15 protein-coding genes and 2 tRNA genes are annotated in these 20,649 nt (G+C 49.8%); 5 read left to right on the forward strand and 12 right to left on the reverse strand.

Going from position 1 to position 20,649, the window contains the following annotated elements; translation table 11 throughout:
• Positions 1-106: 106 nt before the first annotated feature.
• From mobF to E4P32_RS07170, 3 genes are all read left to right on the forward strand, one after another.
• Entirely contained in the window at positions 107-3,028 is a 2,922-nt protein-coding gene (mobF, locus tag E4P32_RS07160; RefSeq protein WP_116432610.1) for a MobF family relaxase, read from the forward strand.
• A gap of 12 nt (positions 3,029-3,040) precedes the next feature.
• Positions 3,041-3,382: a hypothetical protein gene (locus E4P32_RS07165; RefSeq protein ID WP_116432609.1), complete on the forward strand. Its 342-nt coding sequence runs from the start codon at positions 3,041-3,043 to the stop codon at positions 3,380-3,382.
• A 141-nt stretch (positions 3,383-3,523) separates the two neighbouring features.
• Positions 3,524-5,023, forward strand: coding sequence for a P-loop NTPase fold protein (locus E4P32_RS07170; RefSeq protein WP_116432608.1), 1,500 nt, complete (start codon positions 3,524-3,526; stop codon positions 5,021-5,023).
• Positions 5,024-5,107: 84 nt separating this feature from the next.
• Here the strand turns inward: E4P32_RS07170 and E4P32_RS07175 are convergent, their stop codons facing one another.
• Positions 5,108-6,340, reverse strand: a complete 1,233-nt coding sequence (locus E4P32_RS07175; protein WP_116432607.1) for a PIN domain-containing protein — start codon at positions 6,338-6,340, stop codon at positions 5,108-5,110.
• Between the two features lie 221 nt (positions 6,341-6,561).
• Here E4P32_RS07175 and E4P32_RS07180 point away from each other — a divergent pair, with 221 nt between their 5' ends.
• Together E4P32_RS07180 and E4P32_RS07185 are read left to right on the forward strand one after the other, a co-directional pair.
• The gene (locus tag E4P32_RS07180; protein ID WP_135008717.1) at positions 6,562-7,398 is read left to right on the forward strand and encodes a hypothetical protein; all 837 of its coding nucleotides are present in this window, start codon (positions 6,562-6,564) and stop codon (positions 7,396-7,398) included.
• Between the two features lie 8 nt (positions 7,399-7,406).
• Complete coding sequence (locus tag E4P32_RS07185; RefSeq protein ID WP_135008718.1) at positions 7,407-8,072, forward strand: response regulator transcription factor; 666 nt, start codon at positions 7,407-7,409, stop codon at positions 8,070-8,072.
• A 25-nt stretch (positions 8,073-8,097) separates the two neighbouring features.
• Here E4P32_RS07185 and E4P32_RS07190 read toward each other — a convergent pair whose 3' ends face one another.
• From E4P32_RS07190 to tig, 11 genes are all read right to left on the reverse strand, one after another.
• Entirely contained in the window at positions 8,098-8,919 is an 822-nt protein-coding gene (locus E4P32_RS07190) for an abortive infection family protein (RefSeq protein ID WP_116432605.1), read from the reverse strand.
• Between the two features lie 68 nt (positions 8,920-8,987).
• Positions 8,988-11,114, reverse strand: a complete 2,127-nt coding sequence (locus E4P32_RS07195; protein ID WP_116432604.1) for an AAA family ATPase — start codon at positions 11,112-11,114, stop codon at positions 8,988-8,990.
• Positions 11,115-11,194: 80 nt separating this feature from the next.
• Entirely contained in the window at positions 11,195-11,554 is a 360-nt protein-coding gene (locus tag E4P32_RS07200; RefSeq protein WP_116432603.1) for a hypothetical protein, read from the reverse strand.
• Between the two features lie 23 nt (positions 11,555-11,577).
• Positions 11,578-13,278 (reverse strand): site-specific integrase, encoded by a 1,701-nt coding sequence (locus E4P32_RS07205; RefSeq protein WP_116432602.1) that lies wholly within the window; start codon positions 13,276-13,278, stop codon positions 11,578-11,580.
• An 86-nt stretch (positions 13,279-13,364) separates the two neighbouring features.
• Positions 13,365-13,441: transfer RNA gene (locus E4P32_RS07210), tRNA-Asp, on the reverse strand.
• A 26-nt stretch (positions 13,442-13,467) separates the two neighbouring features.
• Positions 13,468-13,543: transfer RNA gene (locus E4P32_RS07215), tRNA-Val, on the reverse strand.
• 50 nt (positions 13,544-13,593) lie between these two features.
• Complete coding sequence (locus E4P32_RS07220; protein WP_116432601.1) at positions 13,594-13,866, reverse strand: HU family DNA-binding protein; 273 nt, start codon at positions 13,864-13,866, stop codon at positions 13,594-13,596.
• A gap of 313 nt (positions 13,867-14,179) precedes the next feature.
• Positions 14,180-16,585, reverse strand: coding sequence for an endopeptidase La (gene lon / locus E4P32_RS07225; RefSeq protein ID WP_116432600.1), 2,406 nt, complete (start codon positions 16,583-16,585; stop codon positions 14,180-14,182).
• A 298-nt stretch (positions 16,586-16,883) separates the two neighbouring features.
• Positions 16,884-18,149 carry an ATP-dependent Clp protease ATP-binding subunit ClpX gene (gene clpX, locus E4P32_RS07230; protein WP_016832872.1) on the reverse strand — a complete coding sequence of 422 codons (1,266 nt, stop codon included), beginning with the start codon at positions 18,147-18,149 and terminating at the stop codon, positions 16,884-16,886.
• Between the two features lie 332 nt (positions 18,150-18,481).
• Complete coding sequence (clpP, locus tag E4P32_RS07235; RefSeq protein WP_053197783.1) at positions 18,482-19,108, reverse strand: ATP-dependent Clp endopeptidase proteolytic subunit ClpP; 627 nt, start codon at positions 19,106-19,108, stop codon at positions 18,482-18,484.
• Between the two features lie 52 nt (positions 19,109-19,160).
• Positions 19,161-20,507, reverse strand: coding sequence for a trigger factor (gene tig, locus E4P32_RS07240; RefSeq protein WP_116432599.1), 1,347 nt, complete (start codon positions 20,505-20,507; stop codon positions 19,161-19,163).
• Between the last annotated feature and the right edge of the window lie 142 nt (positions 20,508-20,649).

Below are 20,649 nucleotides of genomic sequence, written 5' to 3' on the forward strand. Positions count from 1 at the left end.
CGTCCCTCGATAACGACTGTTGAGCATTCGCATAGAAGGAGGAATCCAACCCATGCAAACCGCTCGCGCAAGAAATAGAAAGCACCACTCACGATCAGGTTGAGCGGTGCTTTCTATTGCTAAAATCAATAGTGCTTACAACCAGGTCAAGCACTCCGCCACCACGCCTGGCGGCTACCTCTTCTATCTGCAATCTTCAGGAACACGGCAACGCACTGATTTCCTTGAATACCTCAACCCTGATCAATCCAAACTAGAACCCCAACCGTTTTGGGCAGGCAGTGGTATTGAAGATTTTGACCTCTCTGAGATCGTGCAAATGGAGCAGGTTGAGAAATTAGCCTATGGCTATTCACCGAAGAATGGCGAAGCATTGGTGCGTGGTGCCGGACCACTCCACGTGATGGGTGTGGACATGACCTTCAGTGCCCCTAAGGACGTGTCTGCGGTCTTTGCTGCTGCGGACCCTACTACGCAAGCCGCCATCAGCCAATGCATGCAGAAGGCCGTTGAATCGGCCATGGACTACACCCAGTCCATTTCCGTCACTCGTCACGGAGCGGCAGGACGTATCAAGAAGAAAGTCTCTTCGATCATTGCCGCATGCTATCCCCATTTTGCAAGCCGGGCTATTCAGCCCCAACTGCATGTCCATGCATTTTTATTCAACTTGGGAAAACACCGGAATTCAAAGGAATGGAGTGCCCTGGACAACAAAGCACAGTTCGATCATAAGATGACTGCCGGCATGTTGTTTCGAGTTGATTTGGCCTATCACCTTGCTCAACTCGGCTTTGAGATCATCCCCGACCGGCAATACTTTCAAATCAAAGGCATCACAGAGTATCAACGCCAAACACTCTCAAAACGCCGGACGGAAATCCAAGCCTTCATGAAGCAGCATGAAGGCAAGACCAGTTTGGATGCTGACATCGCTGCCCTCAATACTCGATCAGCAAAAGCCGAACCACCCTACCTTGAACTTCTTGGACATTTCCGAGAGATGGTCGCAGAACTTGGGCTCACTACTGAATACGTGACTTCGCTACGGAATCCCGGCCAGTACCCTGCTCCATCTGAATTTTCTATCTCGCATCAAGCGTTGCTCGATGAACTCACCCAAATACGCTCGACCGTCAAAGTACAAGACATTTTGCATCTCATCTGCAAAAAGAGCATGGGCATCTGGAATGCCGAGCAATGCAGAAATTGTTTAGATAAATTCCTCGCTTATGAAGAGGTTCTCCATCTTGGCAACACAGAACATTTAACGCAAGTGATCACTTCCAAAAGTATGTACGAAAAAGAGCATGCCATTGCTCAGCGAGTAGAAGACGGCCTCCACTCCACCTCCCCGATTGCAGCTCAAAGAGTTCACCAGGCTTTTGAGCGTTTGCGAGAGGATCTTTCCAAAACAATCGGCCATTCCGTCAACCTAGCAGAACAAGAAACCGCTGCCCATTACATCTGCAATTCGTCAAGCAATCATGCTTTCGTCGTGGGTTCGGCGGGCACAGGAAAAACTACTCTTCTAAAAGCAGTTGCTGATATTTATCGATCAGAGAGATTTGAAATCATGGGCTGTGCTCAGTCCGCGTCTGCTGCCTTAAACCTCGCACGAGAAGCAAACATTCCATCATCTACTCTTGTGAGTCTTCTATTACGCCATCAAAGAGGGACATTGGCATTGTCTCCACGCACCGTCTTGGTCCTGGATGAAGCGGGAGTCGTGGGATCAAGAGAATTCGATCTTCTCCAGCAAGCAGTCATCGATGCAGGTGGAAAATTAATCTGTGTAGGCGACTATAAACAGCACGCCCCCATTGAAGCCGGAGGCATCTTCCGCTCGTTGATTGAAAAGTTTGGTGGGGCTCACCTGAATCAAATTCAGCGGCAACGCAGTGACTTTGCAATGATCTATCGAGCACTGGGGGATGCCTGCAGCCATAGCAAGCCTCTCGTTCCCAAAGAAAAATTAAATGCTATTCAGTCCCTATCAATTGCGGAACAGTCCGCCGCCCTGGATGACTTGGCGTTGCACTCTCCTATTCTCGCTTCGGTCATCCGTCCCTGGCAGGCCACCCATGATTTCCATTGGATGAGAGAGGCAGTGGATCAACTCTCTAAGGGCCACGCTGAATTAGCCTTAACGACGATGGCGGTCAAAGGGCAACTCTACATGGACGATGATCGTTCAAAGGCCATGGATACGCTCATTCAGGAGTGGCAGCAAGATGCACACCCTTTTTCTGAAAAAGTCATCATTGCCGGACTTCGTCACGAAGTGGCAGAACTGAATCAGCGGGCACGAGAACATCTTCTCCGCTCGGGTTACTTGGATTCCATCCGATCTCGTGTTCTTCCAATCTTGCATCCCGATGGCTTTTTAGACGACAAGGAGTTCGCTCCTAATGAGCGTATCGTGATCACCAAAAACGCCCCTGAGTTAGGCCTGGTGAATGGAGCCACTGGAACGATCAAGTCTTTCCACAATGATGGCCGCTGGACTCTTTCTTTGGATTCTCCCAGCACCAAAAACAGTCACCAAGTGACACTTCCCGAATCTTTCAAGCACTTCGACCACGCGTACAGCCTGACCACGTTTAAAAGCCAGGGCCGGACCTTCGACTCCGCTTATGTCTTCATCAATCCCATGATGGCTAATCGAGAGTGGACTTATGTTGCGGCCAGCCGTACTCGCTACCGAACCTCTTTGTACGTTCCCGTCGATGAATTGGATCATGCCCAAACAGAAGAACTACCTCATCAGGAATCCACGGTATCCGGAGAACTGACGCCATTGCAGAAGTTGGCTCGAGGTGTGGCACGTTCCCAGATCAAGTCCACCACCCTCGACTACGAATTCGATTTAGAGCAGGACCGCCCTATTCCAACGCCTACAGCGGCAGTAAGCCGCCACAAGATCGTACAGCAGGCCCACGCTTTGCAAATCCAATGCAAAGCAATGTGTGCTCATCTGATCCAGAGCATCAAGGAAAAAATACTTGAATCCGAATTACATCGATGACCAGGAGGTTCTATGCATTCGCCCAAAAACAACCCCTGGAAAAAGAACGCTGTTTCCATCCATCTTTCACCCCAGAGGCGAGGCAAATTGGCTGACTATGCGACCGCATTGAGCCACCCCATGACGCCATCGGAGGCGATCTATACCTTGATCGATACCGCTGCAGAACGTGATAACGAGGAGCCCGGTTCACTTTCACGCGTGAAAGTTGAAGTGGATGATCTTTTGGCTCATATGCAGACTCAGGCGGCAATGATTCAGGATTGTGCCAAAGCCTTGTACGCGGTGAGCCAAGCCTTGATCTCTATCGAAGACACAATTCGGAATCTGCCTCCACTAGAAAGGGACGACTGAATTTTCAGGCGCCACTTGAGGCACTTAGATGACATCTAAATAGTCCCATAGAAGCCGCGTTACTCCCTCTGCCGCCTCTTACGATGATTGACGTAGTAATATCATTCGAACAAACGTTCATCATCGTCTATCAGGCAAAAAATGACCTCAAATACAACTGACGGCACCAATTCCACTCCGGACTTTTGGGAAGGAGATCTTCTAGGTCGAAAGGAAGTTGCAAACTACCTGTCGAACTATTTGCAGAAGCGATATCAACTAAAACCTGATGAGGAAGGCTTCGTTCTTGCCCTCAATGCCGATTGGGGTTTTGGAAAAACGTTTTTGATGCAAGCATGGTCACAAGAACTGAAACATCAAAATTATCCGGCCGTCTATTTTGATGCTTGGAAAAATGATTTCACTCCTGAACCTCTCATTGCATTTATTGCGTCAATGCACGCCGAGTTGTCAGAGGCATTTAAAGAGATTCCGGCCAAAGAGAATTTGGAAGATGCAATCAAGTCATTAGGGAAATTTGTTAAGCCGGCACTTAAAGGAGCCTCTCTCATATTGTTGAAAAGGCTTTTCAACATCGGCTTTGAAGAATTAGAAGGCATCGTTAAGGGAGACGAAACCAAATTTGAATACGCAGATTCTGACATGTCTGATGACAAAGAAGAGCTCGTCAAAAAATTGGGCGACACTCTAAAAGAATCACTTGATGCTCACAATAGTAAAGCACAAGCGATCATCGCTTTTCGTCAAAAACTATCTCAATTAATTGAGGCTTTAAAAACAGAAAGCAAATTTCAACTGCCTGTTTTTTTCTTCGTCGATGAACTCGATCGATGCCGTCCTAACTACGCAATTGAATTGTTAGAAGGTATCAAACATTTATTTGGCGTTCCAGGAATTTACTTTGTAATTGGCCTCAACACGGTCCAACTCGGAGAGTCTACCAAAGCAATTTATGGCAACGGCTTTAATGGGCATCGCTATCTGAAACGTTTCTTTGATCAAGAATATCTTCTTCCTGAACCCAATCATGAACAATTCACAGCGGCCCTCTTCGCCAGTTCTGCCATACCGGAAATCTCAGGCAAAGAATGGTTGACCGGCTTACAACCTGAGTTCAATCAATTCAACGGATTACCCGATTTATTTGAGATATTTTCTAAAGCCTTTGGCATCGGCCTTCGGGATAGACGACGAGTCATGCGAATTATTGAGCCCGCTCTTACAGCGATTAAAGAAAAAACAGTTCATCCATGCTTCCTCTTTTTCCTCGCATTTCTATATGAACGCGACTCTGCAAAGTTTGAAGATCTCCTATCAAAAAAAATCGACATAGATAGCGTCTCACGATCTCTTATTGATGTTAACGTCAGAATTAACCATAGAGCACCATCCGGAAATTCTCGCCAAAATGCTAACGTGTCTCATGTTGGCATTAAAGAGATAGCAATAGCCTACCTCGAACATTACGATAAATCGTTGTTCGAAATTCAGCATGAATTTCGAAAAGATGTGTCATTTCCTTACACACTACCGGAGCAACTCGCGTATGAAAATCCTCCGGCCGGACTAAATTCTCAATCCGCAAAAAGCTCTGCCGCAAACTATCCAAACCTTATAAGACACGCGGGACACTTCGCTTAATGAGTTTACTGCAATTCCCCTATGAGGAACTCATAGGGGACAGTGCGTCGGGTGTATCATTTTTTAGCTTTAACCTATTACTTTTTAATCGTCGTCGTCTTCATACCAATCCTCTGCAGAAATATCACCAATACTCAGCGTGAGATCAAATGGTTCGATGTGAACCTCAATATCTGAATCAACTCGCTTAAATGGAATCTTGATATGTGCAGACATGTGACAACTTCCGTTCCGCATAATCTCAGCAATCCTTTTCTGAGAACTTTTCCGAGAAGTAGAAGGGAATGTCGAATCCAAAATTTGAATATCAAATGTGGCCGACAGAAAAAAACTTACCTCAACATGGACACAATCTTTTTCCACTCGGACAGGCTCAATAGAATTTTGGTCTTCCAGTTTTAATTGAACAACATCGCCGAAGTTCACCTCTTCCACAATAAACCCAGCATCCTCTTTCAAGTTTTCAATTTTTGTATTGCTAAGCCAATCCTCTCCCCATAAAGCACTCTCAAGGGTGAAATATGACGAGGACTGTTGATCCTTGATTTCATCCTTAAACACATTCAGAAAATTCTCTAAAAAATCGTCGTGTTTCTGAAATAAAGATAGTGCCGTACTTAACTTCTTAACTAAATGGAGTCGAGGTGATTCCGTGGCAAAGGCCTCCCATGCTTTATCCCTGGACACAATAAGAACTTCGGTATCGTTGTGATCAGCCCAACTCTCTATGCTTACTAATGCAGCAGCATCTGGAAATTCACTTTTGTTTTTCCCGAGTTGAAAAGGTGGTTTTTTAGAAAAATACCTTTTAAAGATATCTGACGGCATCGTATACGAATCAAGATCTAATTTAGTTGCGTGACACGCTGCCATAAATTCTTCGATAGTAGATGCCGCAATGTCTTCAGGATTTTTTGAATTTAGCAATTCACTCAACTGTTGAAGTATAGGATTCTCAGCTCCCAGCAACTTCCGCCCCGCTTTAATTCCCGCCTCAGTCTTTCCTCGTAACTCAGTCAAGCTTTCGCATAGATGTGCTTGTACCTCGTTCCATATAACCTCAGAAATTACAAGTTTGGCTGGATGGCTCTCATCAAATTGAGATAACTGGGAAATCAAGCCTGCCTTTAAATCCGTGGCGTTTCTACCGAACGCTGTTGTGTCAATCGATATCCCTTTTATTTTCTGCTTATCAATCAAATCTCTAATTTTCTCCTTCTGTTCCTCATCTATCTCATCACCTATTTGTTTCCCCAGTAAATTTTGCGACATTACCCCCCCCTTATTTTTAAAAAAACTTGCAACAATTTTTGTCATTTATCTTTAAATATTTTTTAACGAACAAGCATCCATCTTCTGATATTTCACCAGGAAATTTTAGCTTTCTAAGCTCATAAAAGGCGCGCTATAGTCCACCTAAATTTAAAGAAGATAAGCTTCCTCCCTAGAAGAATATCCTATTTTTTCACAGCGTCCCATCACTCGACTTCAATGATTCTCCGTCACTTATTAAGCGATACCGGATGCTCTGCGATCAGATGAAAATTGGCTCATTCATTGATCACAAAAAAGGGAAAACAGTGATGTTCAGAGCAGGAAAATTTATTGGAACCGTAGGTATTCTTCTTCTTTCTTCATGTGCAACCACCGGACCATACAACACGAACAATGGAATCTTTCAAAAAGCCGCCGATTCAATTGGAGAACTCCTCGGCGGCTCAACGAATGGACCAGGTAGCAGCCCGCAAGGCGGCAAAATGGTATCGATCAACGCAGTGAATGTCATGATTGAAGGACCGCATCCAAGCGACCCGCGTTGGCAGGGCAAGTTGATCAGTCAAACACCGCTGTATCACTTTTTCGACGCTCATCCCCGTCGCTCGCCTAGTGACAACTGGCCTCGAATCTCTATTCGAGTTGATGACTACTCGGAATCGCTCATCCCGGCGAATGCGGGGTTTCAGACGCAATATGCCGCACAAATGGTGGGTTCCTCACAACCGAATGTGGCTCGCCCAATCGAATGCATTAAATTTACAGCGGTCATTTGGAAGTCCGCCAAACAATCTGAACGTATTGAAAATGTTGTTCACTGCAACGCGGACATTCGCCTGAGCGAGCCAACGCTATCCATCGGAGCACTCAATCTCTATCGCTCATTGACGGCCTTGCCTTCGACCAGTTCAGGGCAAGTTCGTAACTTCGGTCCTAAGCCGCCAACAAAATTACTTCCCAATGAATCGCAAGAAGACATTCGTCTCTATGCAACGGGACAACATCTGTTCTCATCGCTCTTCACGCAACTAAGTTATCGTGGACCTCTTGATGGCGATCCACGTGTTTGGTTCGTCAATCTCGCTCGGAAATCGAGTTGAGTTTTGTGATGCGTATCTTGCTTGCCGACGATCACCCCATTCTTCGGATCGGACTCATGACCTTGCTTCGACAAAAATGCAAGCAAGTGACATTTCACGAGGCAGATACGCATCCAGACGTGATGGCAATCGCCACGGCACATCAGCCACATATAGCCATCATGGACCTATCACTGGGCGGAGTCTTCACCCTGGATCTAATCAAGAACTTGAAAAAACACGTTCCCGGCATGCCGGTGCTGGTCGTCTCGATGCAAGACGAAATGCATTATGCAGAACGAGTAATGAAGGCGGGAGCCAAGGGGTACGCCATGAAGCAATGGAGCGGACAGACCTTGATTCAAGCCATAGATGCTGTTTCACAGGGAAAAGTCTGGCTCTCTGAACAGTTCAGGAACCGAGTCATCGAACGCATGATGATCGACTCAGCCGTTTCGAAGAGAGGAATTGAGGGCCTTTCAGATCGAGAATTGATGGTATTCAAACTAATCGGATCTGGCCTAAAAAAATCCGATATCGCAAAAAAATTGAATCTATCCCCAAACACCGTCGAAACTTATCGCTCACATATCAAGCACAAACTAGGAGTGGAGACAGGTGCAGAACTAAGCCGAATTGCATTCCTCCAACTCCAAGAGGAGCAATCTCCATCGCCATGTATGACTCAGATGTAGTCCGAAAGAGACGAAAAATCACAATTTAGGGAGTCAATTTACTCAACAAAAATATGGTGATAGTTCCCACAACCTCAATCGCTGCTTTTGCTTCGACATCCGTAACCTCTGGAAGCCATGGTCGCCCATGCCCCGTGCCCTGCTTGTTTCTCAGTTTGTTGACGGCCAACGCAGATTGAAACAACGCTCGTTCTAACGCTTTGACGGTCGGCTCACCAGTAACAACATTCGATTGGGGAACTGCCAATCCTAATGCCATATAGGCTTGGCCCAGTAGCCCCTCGAAGTTAAGACTTGATGAATAGGCCCCATATTTCGTCATGAGCACATGGGCAGCCGTCGCTTCCAATAGATCTTTTCCCGTGCCCGTAACCAAGGCAGCATCGTGTGATCCCTTTTGAGCCCGCTGGGCATATTTCAACAGAGCCGCCGTAAGTTCTTTGCCCGTCAAATTATTTAAGACCTGGGCGTGAATGGTTCCGTCTTCTTCAAGCGTAAATCCTTCGCTCTTAAAAGCAGCCATTGCATTCTCAATCGCATCCCTTCCGACGTAGTTTTCAGAGCCGATCCTAAAACCTCCACTGGCCTTGACCTTGGAAAGCAGCAATTCGATGAGTTTGGCTCCTGCTTGCTGGTTGTGCTCCAAAGCCCAAGAAAGGATTGCCCGCACCCGCTTGGCTTTCCCCACTTGTTGCCCGAGCTCTTTCGGATCAACGGCCAACAGATTCACTCGCTCGACTTCAAAACTAATGTCGTAATGAGTAGGAACCCGGCTGGTTCCTGTCTTTGCATCGTCGATAAGACTGGCGATAGCCGAAATAATCGTGTCGTTGATAGGAAATGCCATTGACCACCTATGTTTTTATATAGAGATTTATCCTGCAACTATTTTTGCGTCTAAGTTTCAGTCCCAAATCACTGGATAGCGTGAATGGCTTTGTCACACTCATCAATGACGTACTGCGGCACCATTTGGTATGTCCTGGGGTTCAACTGATAAATGTAGTCATTCTCTATGTGGAATGACTGGTTGATAAACTTGGCAATGACATTTGAATTGGCAATCGCTTTTTCGTCGAAAATCATGCGATAGATATGCAGTTTTTCATAATTGCTTGCCGTATCTAGGTACAACTTTTTCATGTCTGCATTCACACTGGTCAACGCATACAGACCGTCATAATCAAACTCGTGAATGTGTTTCACCACTTCTGCAACTCCCTGGGCGAATTCTTCATCGGTGAGGTTACGCAGCACAGGTTCAAAAACGCCAGCTCGTACTTCTTGTTTTTCGTGGAGCTGCGGATATTTACGTTTGTGAAGAACACTGGATAAAACATCGAAGGCTAGATCCTTTCGATTGATGACCTCAAAGTATCGTCGTAAATAAACCACTTTATGAAGTGCATGAATCTGATCCGCAATATTGGAAGCATTGATCTCAACAAAGGTCTGAATGTCCTTTTTCTCAATTGCCTTTTCAGTCAAATTTCCCTGCTTATTTTCTAAGAACCAGGCGCCTAGCGACTCAAATCTATCTCGATGATGATAGATCAGATCCACAATCGGCTCGAAGTCATGGGTCAGCATCAGAACGGTTTTCCCGCTAAACGACGAATTCCCCTTAGAGAACAGCATCTCCATGATGGCGTATTTTTTATTTTTATCGAATGAAGAAATTGGGTCATCGAGAATGATCAAGTCTGCTTTTTGTTTCAGGGCCTGAAACATGAAGAGAACCAGAGCAAACGCATTCCGCTCTCCAAAACTCAATCGACTCTTTACCTCTGTCACCTCTCCTTGAACATCGTTTGGTTCAAGTTTTAGACGATACTCACCATTGGATTCTTCTTTCAAAAATACGTGGTAGTTATATCCGGCATTTTTTAAGAATTGATTGATCTTTTCTCCGTGCTCTTCAACCAATTTTTGAATCAATTGCTTTTGCTTGGCGACTTTTCCTTGTAAATTTCCAGCGACCTCCTGCAATTTTTCCAATTCTTTATTGACGATATCGGCTTTGGCCTGAGTCGCCTCCGAATTCAAATATGGAAAATTGTTCAGATCAATGACCTGGTTTTTAATGGCATTGAGAACCTTATCAACCTCTTTGAGGGATGAAAATCCAAGTGAACGAGCGGCGACGAATCGTTCTCTCAATCGCCCGATTTGCCCTTTTATTTCTAGCAGATAATTGGACTCATCATCGGTATAGCCCTCAATTTTTGAGACGAATCCTGAGATTCGATTTCTCGTTTCTTCGGAAAAATATTGTTCAAGGTGTTGAAACGCTGTAACGATCTTATTAAGATTTTCGATGACCTTGGGTTTATAGACTTCCGAGACCTTCTTGATGATCTCTTTCTTAGCGGTGGCATCCGTCGCACAGTACGGGCAGTCACTGCCAATATCCATAAATGATGCCCCTTGGTGCTGCCAACTCACCCATTTATAATTTTCGTTGTGCTGGATAAAACTTTTGAAGAGTTCTAAGCCTTCGGGAATGTTCGCAACGTTATTACCGCTCTTAAAGGCTTGTGACATCGCACTTGATGCATGAATGCCTTGCTTCACTTCCTTTCCGAAGGCGGCAATGATTTCGTCGAAATCTCGCAGCAGCCCCGATATCTCTTCATCGCCGTTCAGGGTGTTTTTCATTTGCGAGGTCAAAGCCTCGATTTCCTGCATCCCTCTTTCGTAATCTTCACCACGAATGAAAATTTCAAAACTTCCTTTGACCAACTCGTCAGCCTGGAAAGCGACTTCGTTGATGTATTTTTCGTCAAAAATAAGGATATTTTGAATCGCCTCACATCCTTTTACGATTGATTCTGTTTTCTTATCTTCTTTTAATTTGTAAGGCCGGAGTTGAGTCAGTTCTTTTGACGATTTGCTTTTAGCATCATTCACTGCCGCCACAATGGCTTTGGCAATCGTGCTCTTCCCCGTTCCATTGATCGCATGTTTGATGTTAAGCGTGTTCTCTTTGATTTCTATTTCGCCGTGATCGATGTTATTGCAGCTCTCGATTACTATTTGCATGTCGGTTCTCCTCTTTCGTTATTCTTGTACCGCTCCGTTGTTCGGCTCAGTTTCTTTCGAATAGGGATGGTCTTACGTACCTACCAATCCAAGGGCGTGTCGTCTACGTCCGTGATGATTTGAGATGAAAAGCGGCGAGCCGCCGAGACCACGGCTTGCCGAAGCGGACTGATCGGATTGTCAAAGTCTGGGTGATACCTTGCGTACAATTCACCTCGGCTCCACCACAAGAAATTCTTCCACTCGTCATCCACCTTGATTTCCGAGGCTCCCTCAGGCCTCTTCATCTTGATCACTTCTTTCGTGACAGGATTAACCGCCGAGTTCTCATCCTCACACAGTCTTAAAGTAGGATTATTTTCAACGTACTCTTGCCATTCTTTCAGAGGGATTTCTTGACCTGAATGTACCAGGCGACTAACGATGATCGATATGCTCATGATGCTTTTTAAATGTGTAGTTTTTATTGCTCGTGGATGCGTTTCTTTTTTGCTGCGATGATTTTCTCTCGGTGAATTCGCTGAGTCGTCGATCCCCGAGTTGATCGATCAAACTGATTCCGGGTGTATTTAAGCCCAGACAAATCCAGCCCCTCATATACCCATTTCGGAATGGCATCTGTTGTGAGTTCCGCCAAGGTAAATTTCTCGTCGCTATAAACTTGGCTGACATGATCAAATTCATGTCCGGCCAATTGGCATCGCATTTCAAAGCTCACTTTTTTCTTTTTCAAAATACCTAAAGCCGTGGAACGGAATGAATGGAAAGTCGGACTGCTGCCCTCCTTCCCGAGTACTTTATCCAAATACCGGCCCCACGCATGCCCCACTGCGTTCCCCTTCTCACCGTCGGCATTGATGCCGATTCCTGGAAATAACTCAGGCCCCAGGTCCAAGGCCCGAACATCTTCGATGTAATCCAACAATCCCAATTCGATAAGTACCGGATGAACTGGAATTTCACGAACTGCCGCAGGTGTCTTAACGCTCTTGTCTTCGTCTTCCAAGACATTGATCGACATCCCATGAATGCCATCTTCCACGTAGAAGTCAGAAAGCAGCAATTGAGCGATTTCCCGGCGCCGAGCCCCGCTGAACAGTGCGATGAGTGGCGGCCAAAAATGATGAGCCAAATCGTGTTCATACTGCTTCGGATCGAAGATCTTTTTCAACTGGCCGAGGGTATATGGTGGATTGGCCTTTTCCTCCCGCTTCTTTCGTGCCTTTCGGCTGACAAGGGCTTGCTTGGCGGTCGGTAATCGCTGATCGTTGGGGAAATACTCTTTGTTTTGAGCCCAGGTCAGAAATTTGTTGATGATCGACGTGTAGTTATCGACGGATCGTTGATCCAAGCCTTTTTGTCCCCGGCGATCACCCGCTTCGACAACCCGCTCAGTCAACAGGTGATTGATGAAGCGATTAATCGTGTCTCGATCAATACTGGCGATATCAATATCTTGCGTCAGCCATGCCTGGAAATGCCCAAACATCCGTTGATTGCTTTTGGCAGTCTTGGATTTACTCCAATCCGTGCCCGTTACTTGCAGGAAGTATTCTTGCCAGCGAACAGAAAGTGCATTGGCGGACGGCGTTGGCGAATGAAATGAGGCGTGAAGTGTTTTTGCGGCCGACTTCTTGCTCCATTGCAAAGATGTCCCGAAGGTTTTGAGGTCATTGTCTTGCTGCTGCAGGTAAGCCACGGCTTCGGAAGAAAGGGCCTGCTGAGGATGTGCCGAGTGATATTCGCGGACGATGCCGGCAATTTTGACCACGTTTTGTTCGTCGACCTTCTTAAACGCCGCCAATTCAGCCGGGTCAGTGGACTCGGCCTCCACGGTCAAAGAATGCTGAACGCCGTTAGGAAGAGTCACAGACTGCGTAGATTTGAGTTCTTGGAGGTTTCCAGCCTGAGCCTTATCCAGCAGGTCTTGCACGCTTGGAGGCTGTCCCTGTGGGCTCATTGAGCCTCCCAGGCGGGCAAATACGTCGAATAACTGCAAGGCCAGTGGCCGAGCCATACGCATGGCATCACGCAGGTTACGCGTGTGCAGAGACCGCTTGATTTCCCCTTGCCCATTGAACTTCCCCCGAAGCGATTTGGGCACGACGATACGAAAAAAGAAGATGCCGTGCCGAGAGCGATGAATGTAGGTTGGAATACGCATTATAGTGGTCGAATGGACCACCCGAATGGATCACCTATGGGGAAGAGAAAAAGAAAAAGGCCCGATTTCTCGGGCCTTTCTTGATCTGGCGGAGTGGACGGGACTCGAACCCGCGACCCCCGGCGTGACAGGCCGGTATTCTAACCAACTGAACTACCACTCCTAAATCGTTGCTGACCACTTGAGATTTGGTGGGTGCTGAGAGGCTCGAACTCCCGACCCGCGCCTTGTAAGGGCGCTGCTCTACCAACTGAGCTAAGCACCCGCACCTTAACCCCAAACAGTCTTTTATCGTCTGTCAACGACGAAAGACCGCTAGTTTAGCGCATCTTTCAAACCTTTGCCAGGTTTAAATTTCGGCACTTTGGCAGCCTTGATCTTGATTGCAGCTCCCGTACGCGGGTTGCGCCCCGTACGCGCGGCGCGCTTGCCGACCGAAAAGGTGCCGAAACCAACAAGGGTCACGGAACCATTTTTCTTCAACGTGGTTTTCACTGCGCCGATCACGGCTTCCAGCGCACGTCCCGATGCCGCTTTCGAGATGTCGGCCTGCTTCGCAATGTGATCGATCAATTCGGTTTTATTCACTTACGCCCCTTCAGACTAAAGATTGAACAAAGCTTCATTTCGTGACGCCTGCGCCGTTGATTCAGTGAGGCGAAAACACGCATCACGGACCTTGCAGAGAAATCTGCAGAAGGTATTAAACAAGTCGCAAATCCTTGTGTCAAGCGGTTTACCGGGGTTTTACCAGACTCTCCAAATGCCGTCTTTCCAATGATGTAAAACGTTTATCTTTTTATCAACGATCGCCTGCGCTGGTGAAGCGAGACGTAAAAAAGGCGCTCCGAAGAGCGCCTTTTTTGATCGACGACCGTGATGGACCGCCGAACTAATTACCTCAATGCTTCAGGACGTTGGGATCAGTCGATTCCTTCGGGGCGACAGCAACCACCGCGGCTTCCTCTTCGGTCAACGGAACCGGCTGGCTCTCCAGGGCAATTTCAAGCACCTTGTCGATCCAGCGCACCGGCACGATTTCCAACTTGTTCTTCACGTTGTCGGGAATCTCGGTCAGATCCTTGACGTTTTGCTCAGGGATCAGGACCGTCTTGATGCCGCCGCGATGCGCCGCCAGCAGTTTTTCCTTCAGACCGCCGATCGGCAATACTTCGCCGCGCAAGGTGATCTCGCCGGTCATCGCCACATCGGCGCGAACCGGGATGCCGGTGAACACCGACACCATCGCCGTGGTCATCGCAATACCTGCCGATGGACCGTCTTTCGGCGTCGCGCCTTCGGGAACGTGAATGTGGATATCACGCTTCTCGAACACTTCGCTCTTGATGCCGAGCTTGCTGGCGCGGCTGCGTACAACGGTGCGCGCAGCTTCGATCGATTCCTTCATCACGTCGCCCAGGGTGCCGGTGCGGATCACGCCGCCCTTGCCCGGCATCGTCACGGCTTCGATGGTCAGCAGATCGCCGCCCACTTCGGTCCATGCCAAGCCGACGACTTGACCAACCTGGTTGTCCTTTTCGGCGATACCGAAGTCGAAACGACGCACGCCCAGGAATTTGTCCAGGTTGCGCGAAGTCACGGTGACCTTCTTCTCCTGCTTCTTCAGCAGCAGCATCTTCACGACCTTGCGGCAGATCTTCGACACTTCGCGTTCCAGCGAACGTACGCCGGCTTCACGGGTGTAGTAGCGGATGATGTCGCGCAGCGCCGACTCGGCCACGCTGATCTCGCCCTCTTTCAGACCGTTGTTCTTGATCTGTTTCGGCAGCAGATAGCGTTGTGCGATGCTGGTCTTTTCATCTTCGGTGTAACCCGACAGGCGAATCACTTCCATCCGGTCCAGCAGCGCCGGCGGGATGTTGAAGGAGTTCGACGTCGCCACGAACATCACATCCGACAAGTCGAAATCGACTTCGATGTAGTGATCGGAGAAGGTGTGGTTCTGTTCCGGATCCAGCACTTCCAGCAGCGCCGACGATGGATCGCCGCGGAAGTCCATGCCCAGCTTGTCGATTTCGTCGAGCAGGAACAATGGATTGCGCACGCCGACCTTGGACAGGCTTTGCAGAATCTTGCCTGGCATGGAGCCGATGTAGGTACGGCGATGGCCGCGGATCTCGGCTTCGTCGCGCACGCCGCCCAGCGCCATGCGCACGAACTTGCGGTTGGTCGCACGGGCGATCGATTGACCCAGCGAGGTCTTACCCACGCCCGGAGGACCGACGAAGCACAGGATCGGCGCTTTCAGCTTGTCGACGCGCTGTTGCACGGCGAGGTATTCCAGGATGCGTTCCTTGACCTTGTCGAGGCCGTAATGGTCGCCTTCAAGGACTTTCTCTGCATTCGGCAAGTCGTTGTTGACCTTGGACTTCTTCTTCCATGGCAAACCGACCAGCGTGTCGATGTAGTTGCGCACGACCGTGGCTTCGGCCGACATCGGCGACATCAGCTTGAGCTTGCGGAGTTCGGATTGCGCCTTTTCCAGCGCTTCCTTCGGCATCTTGGCGGAGAGGATCTTCTTCTCCAGCTCTTCCAGATCCGCGCCGTCTTCGCCTTCGCCGAGCTCCTTCTGGATGGCCTTGACCTGTTCGTTCAGGTAGTACTCGCGCTGCGACTTTTCCATCTGGCGCTTGACGCGGCCACGGATGCGCTTTTCGACCTGCAAGATGTCCAGTTCGCCTTCCAGCTGGCCGAGCAGATGCTCATGGCGCTTGGCGACGTTGAAGATTTCCAGGATGACTTGTTTTTGCTCGAGCTTGAGCGGCAGATGTGCAGCGATGGTATCGGCCAGGCGGCCGGCGTCATCGATGCCGGCCAGCGAGCTCAGGATCTCGGGCGGGATTTTCTTGTTCAGTTTGACGTACTGGTCGAACTGCTGAACGATCGTGCGGCGCATGGCTTCGACTTCAGCCTCGTCGCCCAGCTCGGATTCGACCGGCGTCAGATCGGCGACAAAGTGCGTGTCCAGTTCACTGATGTGATGGATGCGCGCGCGCTGTGCGCCTTCGACCAGGACCTTGACGGTGCCGTCGGGCAACTTCAGCATTTGCAGGATGTTGGCGACGCAGCCGATTTCGTAGATGTCGTCAGCCGATGGTTCATCCTTGGCGGCGGCTTTCTGGGCGGCAAGCATGATGCTCTTGCCCTGCTCCATCGCAGCTTCCAGAGCCTTGATCGACTTCGGACGGCCGACGAATAAAGGGATCACCATATGCGGGAAGACAACAACATCCCGCAACGGCAACAGAGGCAATTGCGTTTGTTCTGTGAGAGTAGAAGTCGTCATGGCGAGCCTTATCAAAAGTTACTGTTAGTGATGTTGGCGCGAGCTGCTAAAACACAAGCCCAGATTGAAATAAAAACACGACAACTTTCGGGTAAAACAAGGTAAGTGCTGCGGTTGATGAAAACAAACAAATGCCAAACAAACAATGAAATCCGAAACAAAAAAAGCCACACACGAAGTCGCCCTCGGGTGGCTTTACGATGGAAGCCGGAGTGATGTCTGCGGTTTATTGTACCGCTTTTAGTCGAGGCGAATCGGGCCGGCGATTTTTGTCGCCGAAGCCCTCTACGCCCGGCAATCAGGCGCCCGAAACCTTGGGCTGTTCGTGGTAGATCAGCAAAGGCTTGGCGCCGTTGGTGATGGTGTTCTCGTCGATGACCACCTTGGCGACATTTTGCTGGCTCGGCAGTTCGTACATCACGTCCAGCAGTGCGTGTTCAAGGATGGAGCGCAGGCCGCGCGCGCCGGTCTTGCGAGCCAACGCTTTCTTGGCGATCGCTTGCAACGCGGCAGGACGAATCTCGAGTTCGGCACCTTCCATTTGCAACAGCTTGGAATACTGCTTGATCAGCGCATTCTTCGGCTCCAGCAGAATCTGGATCAGTGCTTCTTCGTTCAATTCGTTGAGCGCGGCAATCACCGGCAAACGACCGACCAGTTCAGGGATCAGGCCGAACTTGACCAGATCGTCCGGTTCCGCATGCAGCAAAACTTCGCTGGCGGTCTTTTGGGTCTGGCTCTTGACGTTGGCGCCGAAACCGATGCCGCTCTTCTCGGAGCGCTCGGAAATGATCTTGGTCAGGCCGTCGAACGCACCGCCGCAGATGAACATGATGTTGGTCGTGTCGATCTGCACGAAATCCTGGTTCGGATGCTTGCGGCCGCCTTGCGGAGGCACCGACGCCATCGTACCTTCGATCAGCTTCAGCAGCGCCTGCTGCACGCCTTCGCCGGACACGTCGCGGGTGATCGACGGATTGTCGGACTTGCGCGAGATCTTGTCGATTTCATCGATGTAGACGATGCCTCGCTGGGCCTTCTCGACTTCGTAATTGCAGTTCTGCAGCAGCTTCTGGATGATGTTCTCGACGTCTTCACCGACATAGCCGGCTTCGGTCAGAGTAGTCGCATCGGCGATCACGAACGGCACGTTGAGCATGCGCGCCAGTGTCTGCGCCAGCAAGGTCTTGCCGGAGCCGGTCGGACCGACCAGCAGGATGTTGCTCTTTGCGAGTTCGACGTCGTCCTTCTTGCCGAGATGCTTCAGACGCTTGTAGTGGTTGTACACGGCGACCGACAGGATGCGCTTGGCAGTCTGCTGGCCGATCACGTACTGGTCGAGCAATTCGGAGATTTCCTGCGGCGTCGGCAGGTCGGATTTTGCACCGGCAACCGACTCAACGCTGGAAGCTTCGTCGCGAATAATGTCATTGCACAGATCGATGCATTCATCGCAGATGAAGACAGACGGACCTGCGATCAGTTTCTTGACTTCATGCTGGCTTTTGCCGCAAAACGAGCAATAAAGCAGCTTTTCGCCACTGGAAGATTTTTTCTCGGACATATAGGGCAAATGTGAATAGAGTTCGGCTTGATCATACCTGCGATTTCATGATTCGTCACGGAATCGCCATATTTGGAAGCCGGTAAAAACGAGCTTCCAGAGTACTCCATATGGGATCGCAGACAAAAAAAGCAATGAGACGGAAATCCGTCCCTAATCGCAGCATTGACAGCGCAGATTGACAGCGCGCATTGACAGACTTATACGATGATGCGCTGCAAAAGAAAAATGCCCGGACCGCAGTCCGGGCATTTTCTTGTTTTCTTGAAATGCAGCTATGCGACGCTGAATCGGCGACGCAATCGCGGCAAATCCGAATTAGGCGCGTCGAATCAAGCCCGCTTTTCCAGCACCTGGTCGATCAGGCCATACTCCGCAGCGGCTTCCGCCGACATGAAGTTGTCGCGATCGGTGTCCTTGCCGATTTGATCGATCGTACGACCGGTCTTTTCAGCGAGGATGGCGTTCAGACGTTCACGCAGGTACAGAATTTCACGCGCCTGGATTTCGATATCCGATGCCTGACCTTGCGCGCCGCCCAGAGGCTGGTGAATCATGATGCGCGAGTTCGGCAGCGAGAAACGCTTGCCCTTGGCGCCAGCGGCGAGCAGGAAAGCGCCCATCGAGGCTGCAAGGCCTGTGCACAGCGTGGAGACGTCCGGCTTGATGAATTGCATCGTGTCGAAAATCGCCATACCGGCCGACACCGAGCCGCCCGGGGAGTTGATGTACAGCGAGATATCCTTGTCAGGATTTTCGCTCTCCAGGAACAGCAGCTGCGCCACCACCAGGTTGGCGGTCGCATCATTGACCGGACCAACCAGGAAAATGATGCGTTCTTTCAGCAAGCGCGAATAAATATCGTACGCACGCTCACCGCGACCGCTTTGCTCGATCACCATCGGCACCATGCCGAGCATTTCTGTATCCAGTGCAGACTGCCTAATCAAACCTGTCATGTGCATTCCTTATGCGTCGTAGTCTTCTCTGATGTTACCCGGGAAGGTCGGATTACGCTTGCGGCTGGTTGCCCATCAAGGCGTCAAACGCGACCGATTTCTCGGAAACTTTGGATTTACCCAGCACGTAGTTGACGACGTTTTCTTCCAAAACAAGGGCTTCGACTTCGGCCAGACGGCGACGGTCGCTGAAGTAGTACTTCAGGACTTGTTGCGGATCTTCGTAGCTTTGTGCGAAGTCTTCGACTTGCGCCTTGACTTGTTCTTCGGTGGCTTCCAGCTTGTTGGTCTTGACGACTTCAGCCAGGATCAGGCCCAGGCGAACGCGACGTTCCGCTTGTGCTGTGAACAGTTCACGCGGAAGTTGCATGCCCTTCGGGTCCATGCCGCGTTGCTGCATGTCCTGATGCGCCATTTCGATCAGGCGTTCGATGTCTTGCTCGACCAATGCCTTTGGCACTTCCAGTTCGCTGGCCTTGATCAGGGCGTCCATGACGCTGTCCTTGGTCTTGGCCTTGGTGCGAGCGCTGACTTCGCGTTCCAGGTTGCGCTTGATGTCTTCGCGCATCTTGGTCAGGTCGCCGTCTTCGATACCCAGCGACTTGGCGAATTCTGCGTCGACTTCCGGCAGATGCGCCCATTCCAGTTGCTTCAGCGTGATGGTGAATTCTGCAGTTTTGCCGGCCACGTCCTTGCCATGGTAATCAGCAGGGAAAGCCAATGGGAAAGTCTTGGACTCGCCGACTTTCAGGCCCAGAGTTGCGGTTTCGAATTCCGGCAGCATGCGGCCTTCGCCCAGCACGAACGGGAAAGCGTCAGCCTTGCCGCCCTGGAATTCAACGCCGTCGATCTTGCCGACGAAGTCGACTGTGGCGCGATCGCCGTTTTGTGCAACAGGCTCGCCGCCGTCGCCGTGCGCGCCTTGCTCGCCCTTGACGTGGTAGTGCACGCGTTGCTTGCGCAGGATGTCCAGGGTCTTGTCGATTTCGGTGTCGGAAACAGCCGATGTGGTCTTCTCGACTTCAGCCGAGGCCAGATCGCCGAGGACGACTTCAGGATAGATTTCAAATGTGGCGTCGAACGCCAACGAACCTTCAGCAACGCCTTCGCTGGTCTTTGGCTCGATCTTCGGGTAACCGGCAACGCGCAGGTTGTTTTCGACGGCGATGTCGTTGAATGCGCGACCGACCTTGTCGTTCAGCACTTCGGTTTCGACCTGGTAGCCGAACTGGGCGGCAACCATCTTCATCGGCACTTTGCCCGGACGGAAGCCTGGCGCCTTGGCGGTGCGCGCGCGCACTTTCAGGCGTTTTTCAACTTCAGCCTGCACGTCGGCCAGAGGGAATGTCAGGGTGATACGGCGCTCAAGTTTGCTCAGAGTTTCGACTGCAGTTGCCATGTGAATCGTCCAAAAATTAATAAATTCCGTGGTGCGGCCCGGAAAGAACAAGCGTGGAAACCATCGCTTTTTGCCCTGCCCGGCCGCGCTAAAGTCCGCTATTTTATACGGAAAAGATGCCCTTGCGCCAAAACGGCGAATC

Origin of the sequence: Herbaspirillum sp. 3R11 (assembly GCF_004563925.1) — a bacterium.
Classification (GTDB): Bacteria; Pseudomonadota; Gammaproteobacteria; order Burkholderiales; family Burkholderiaceae_D; genus Herbaspirillum.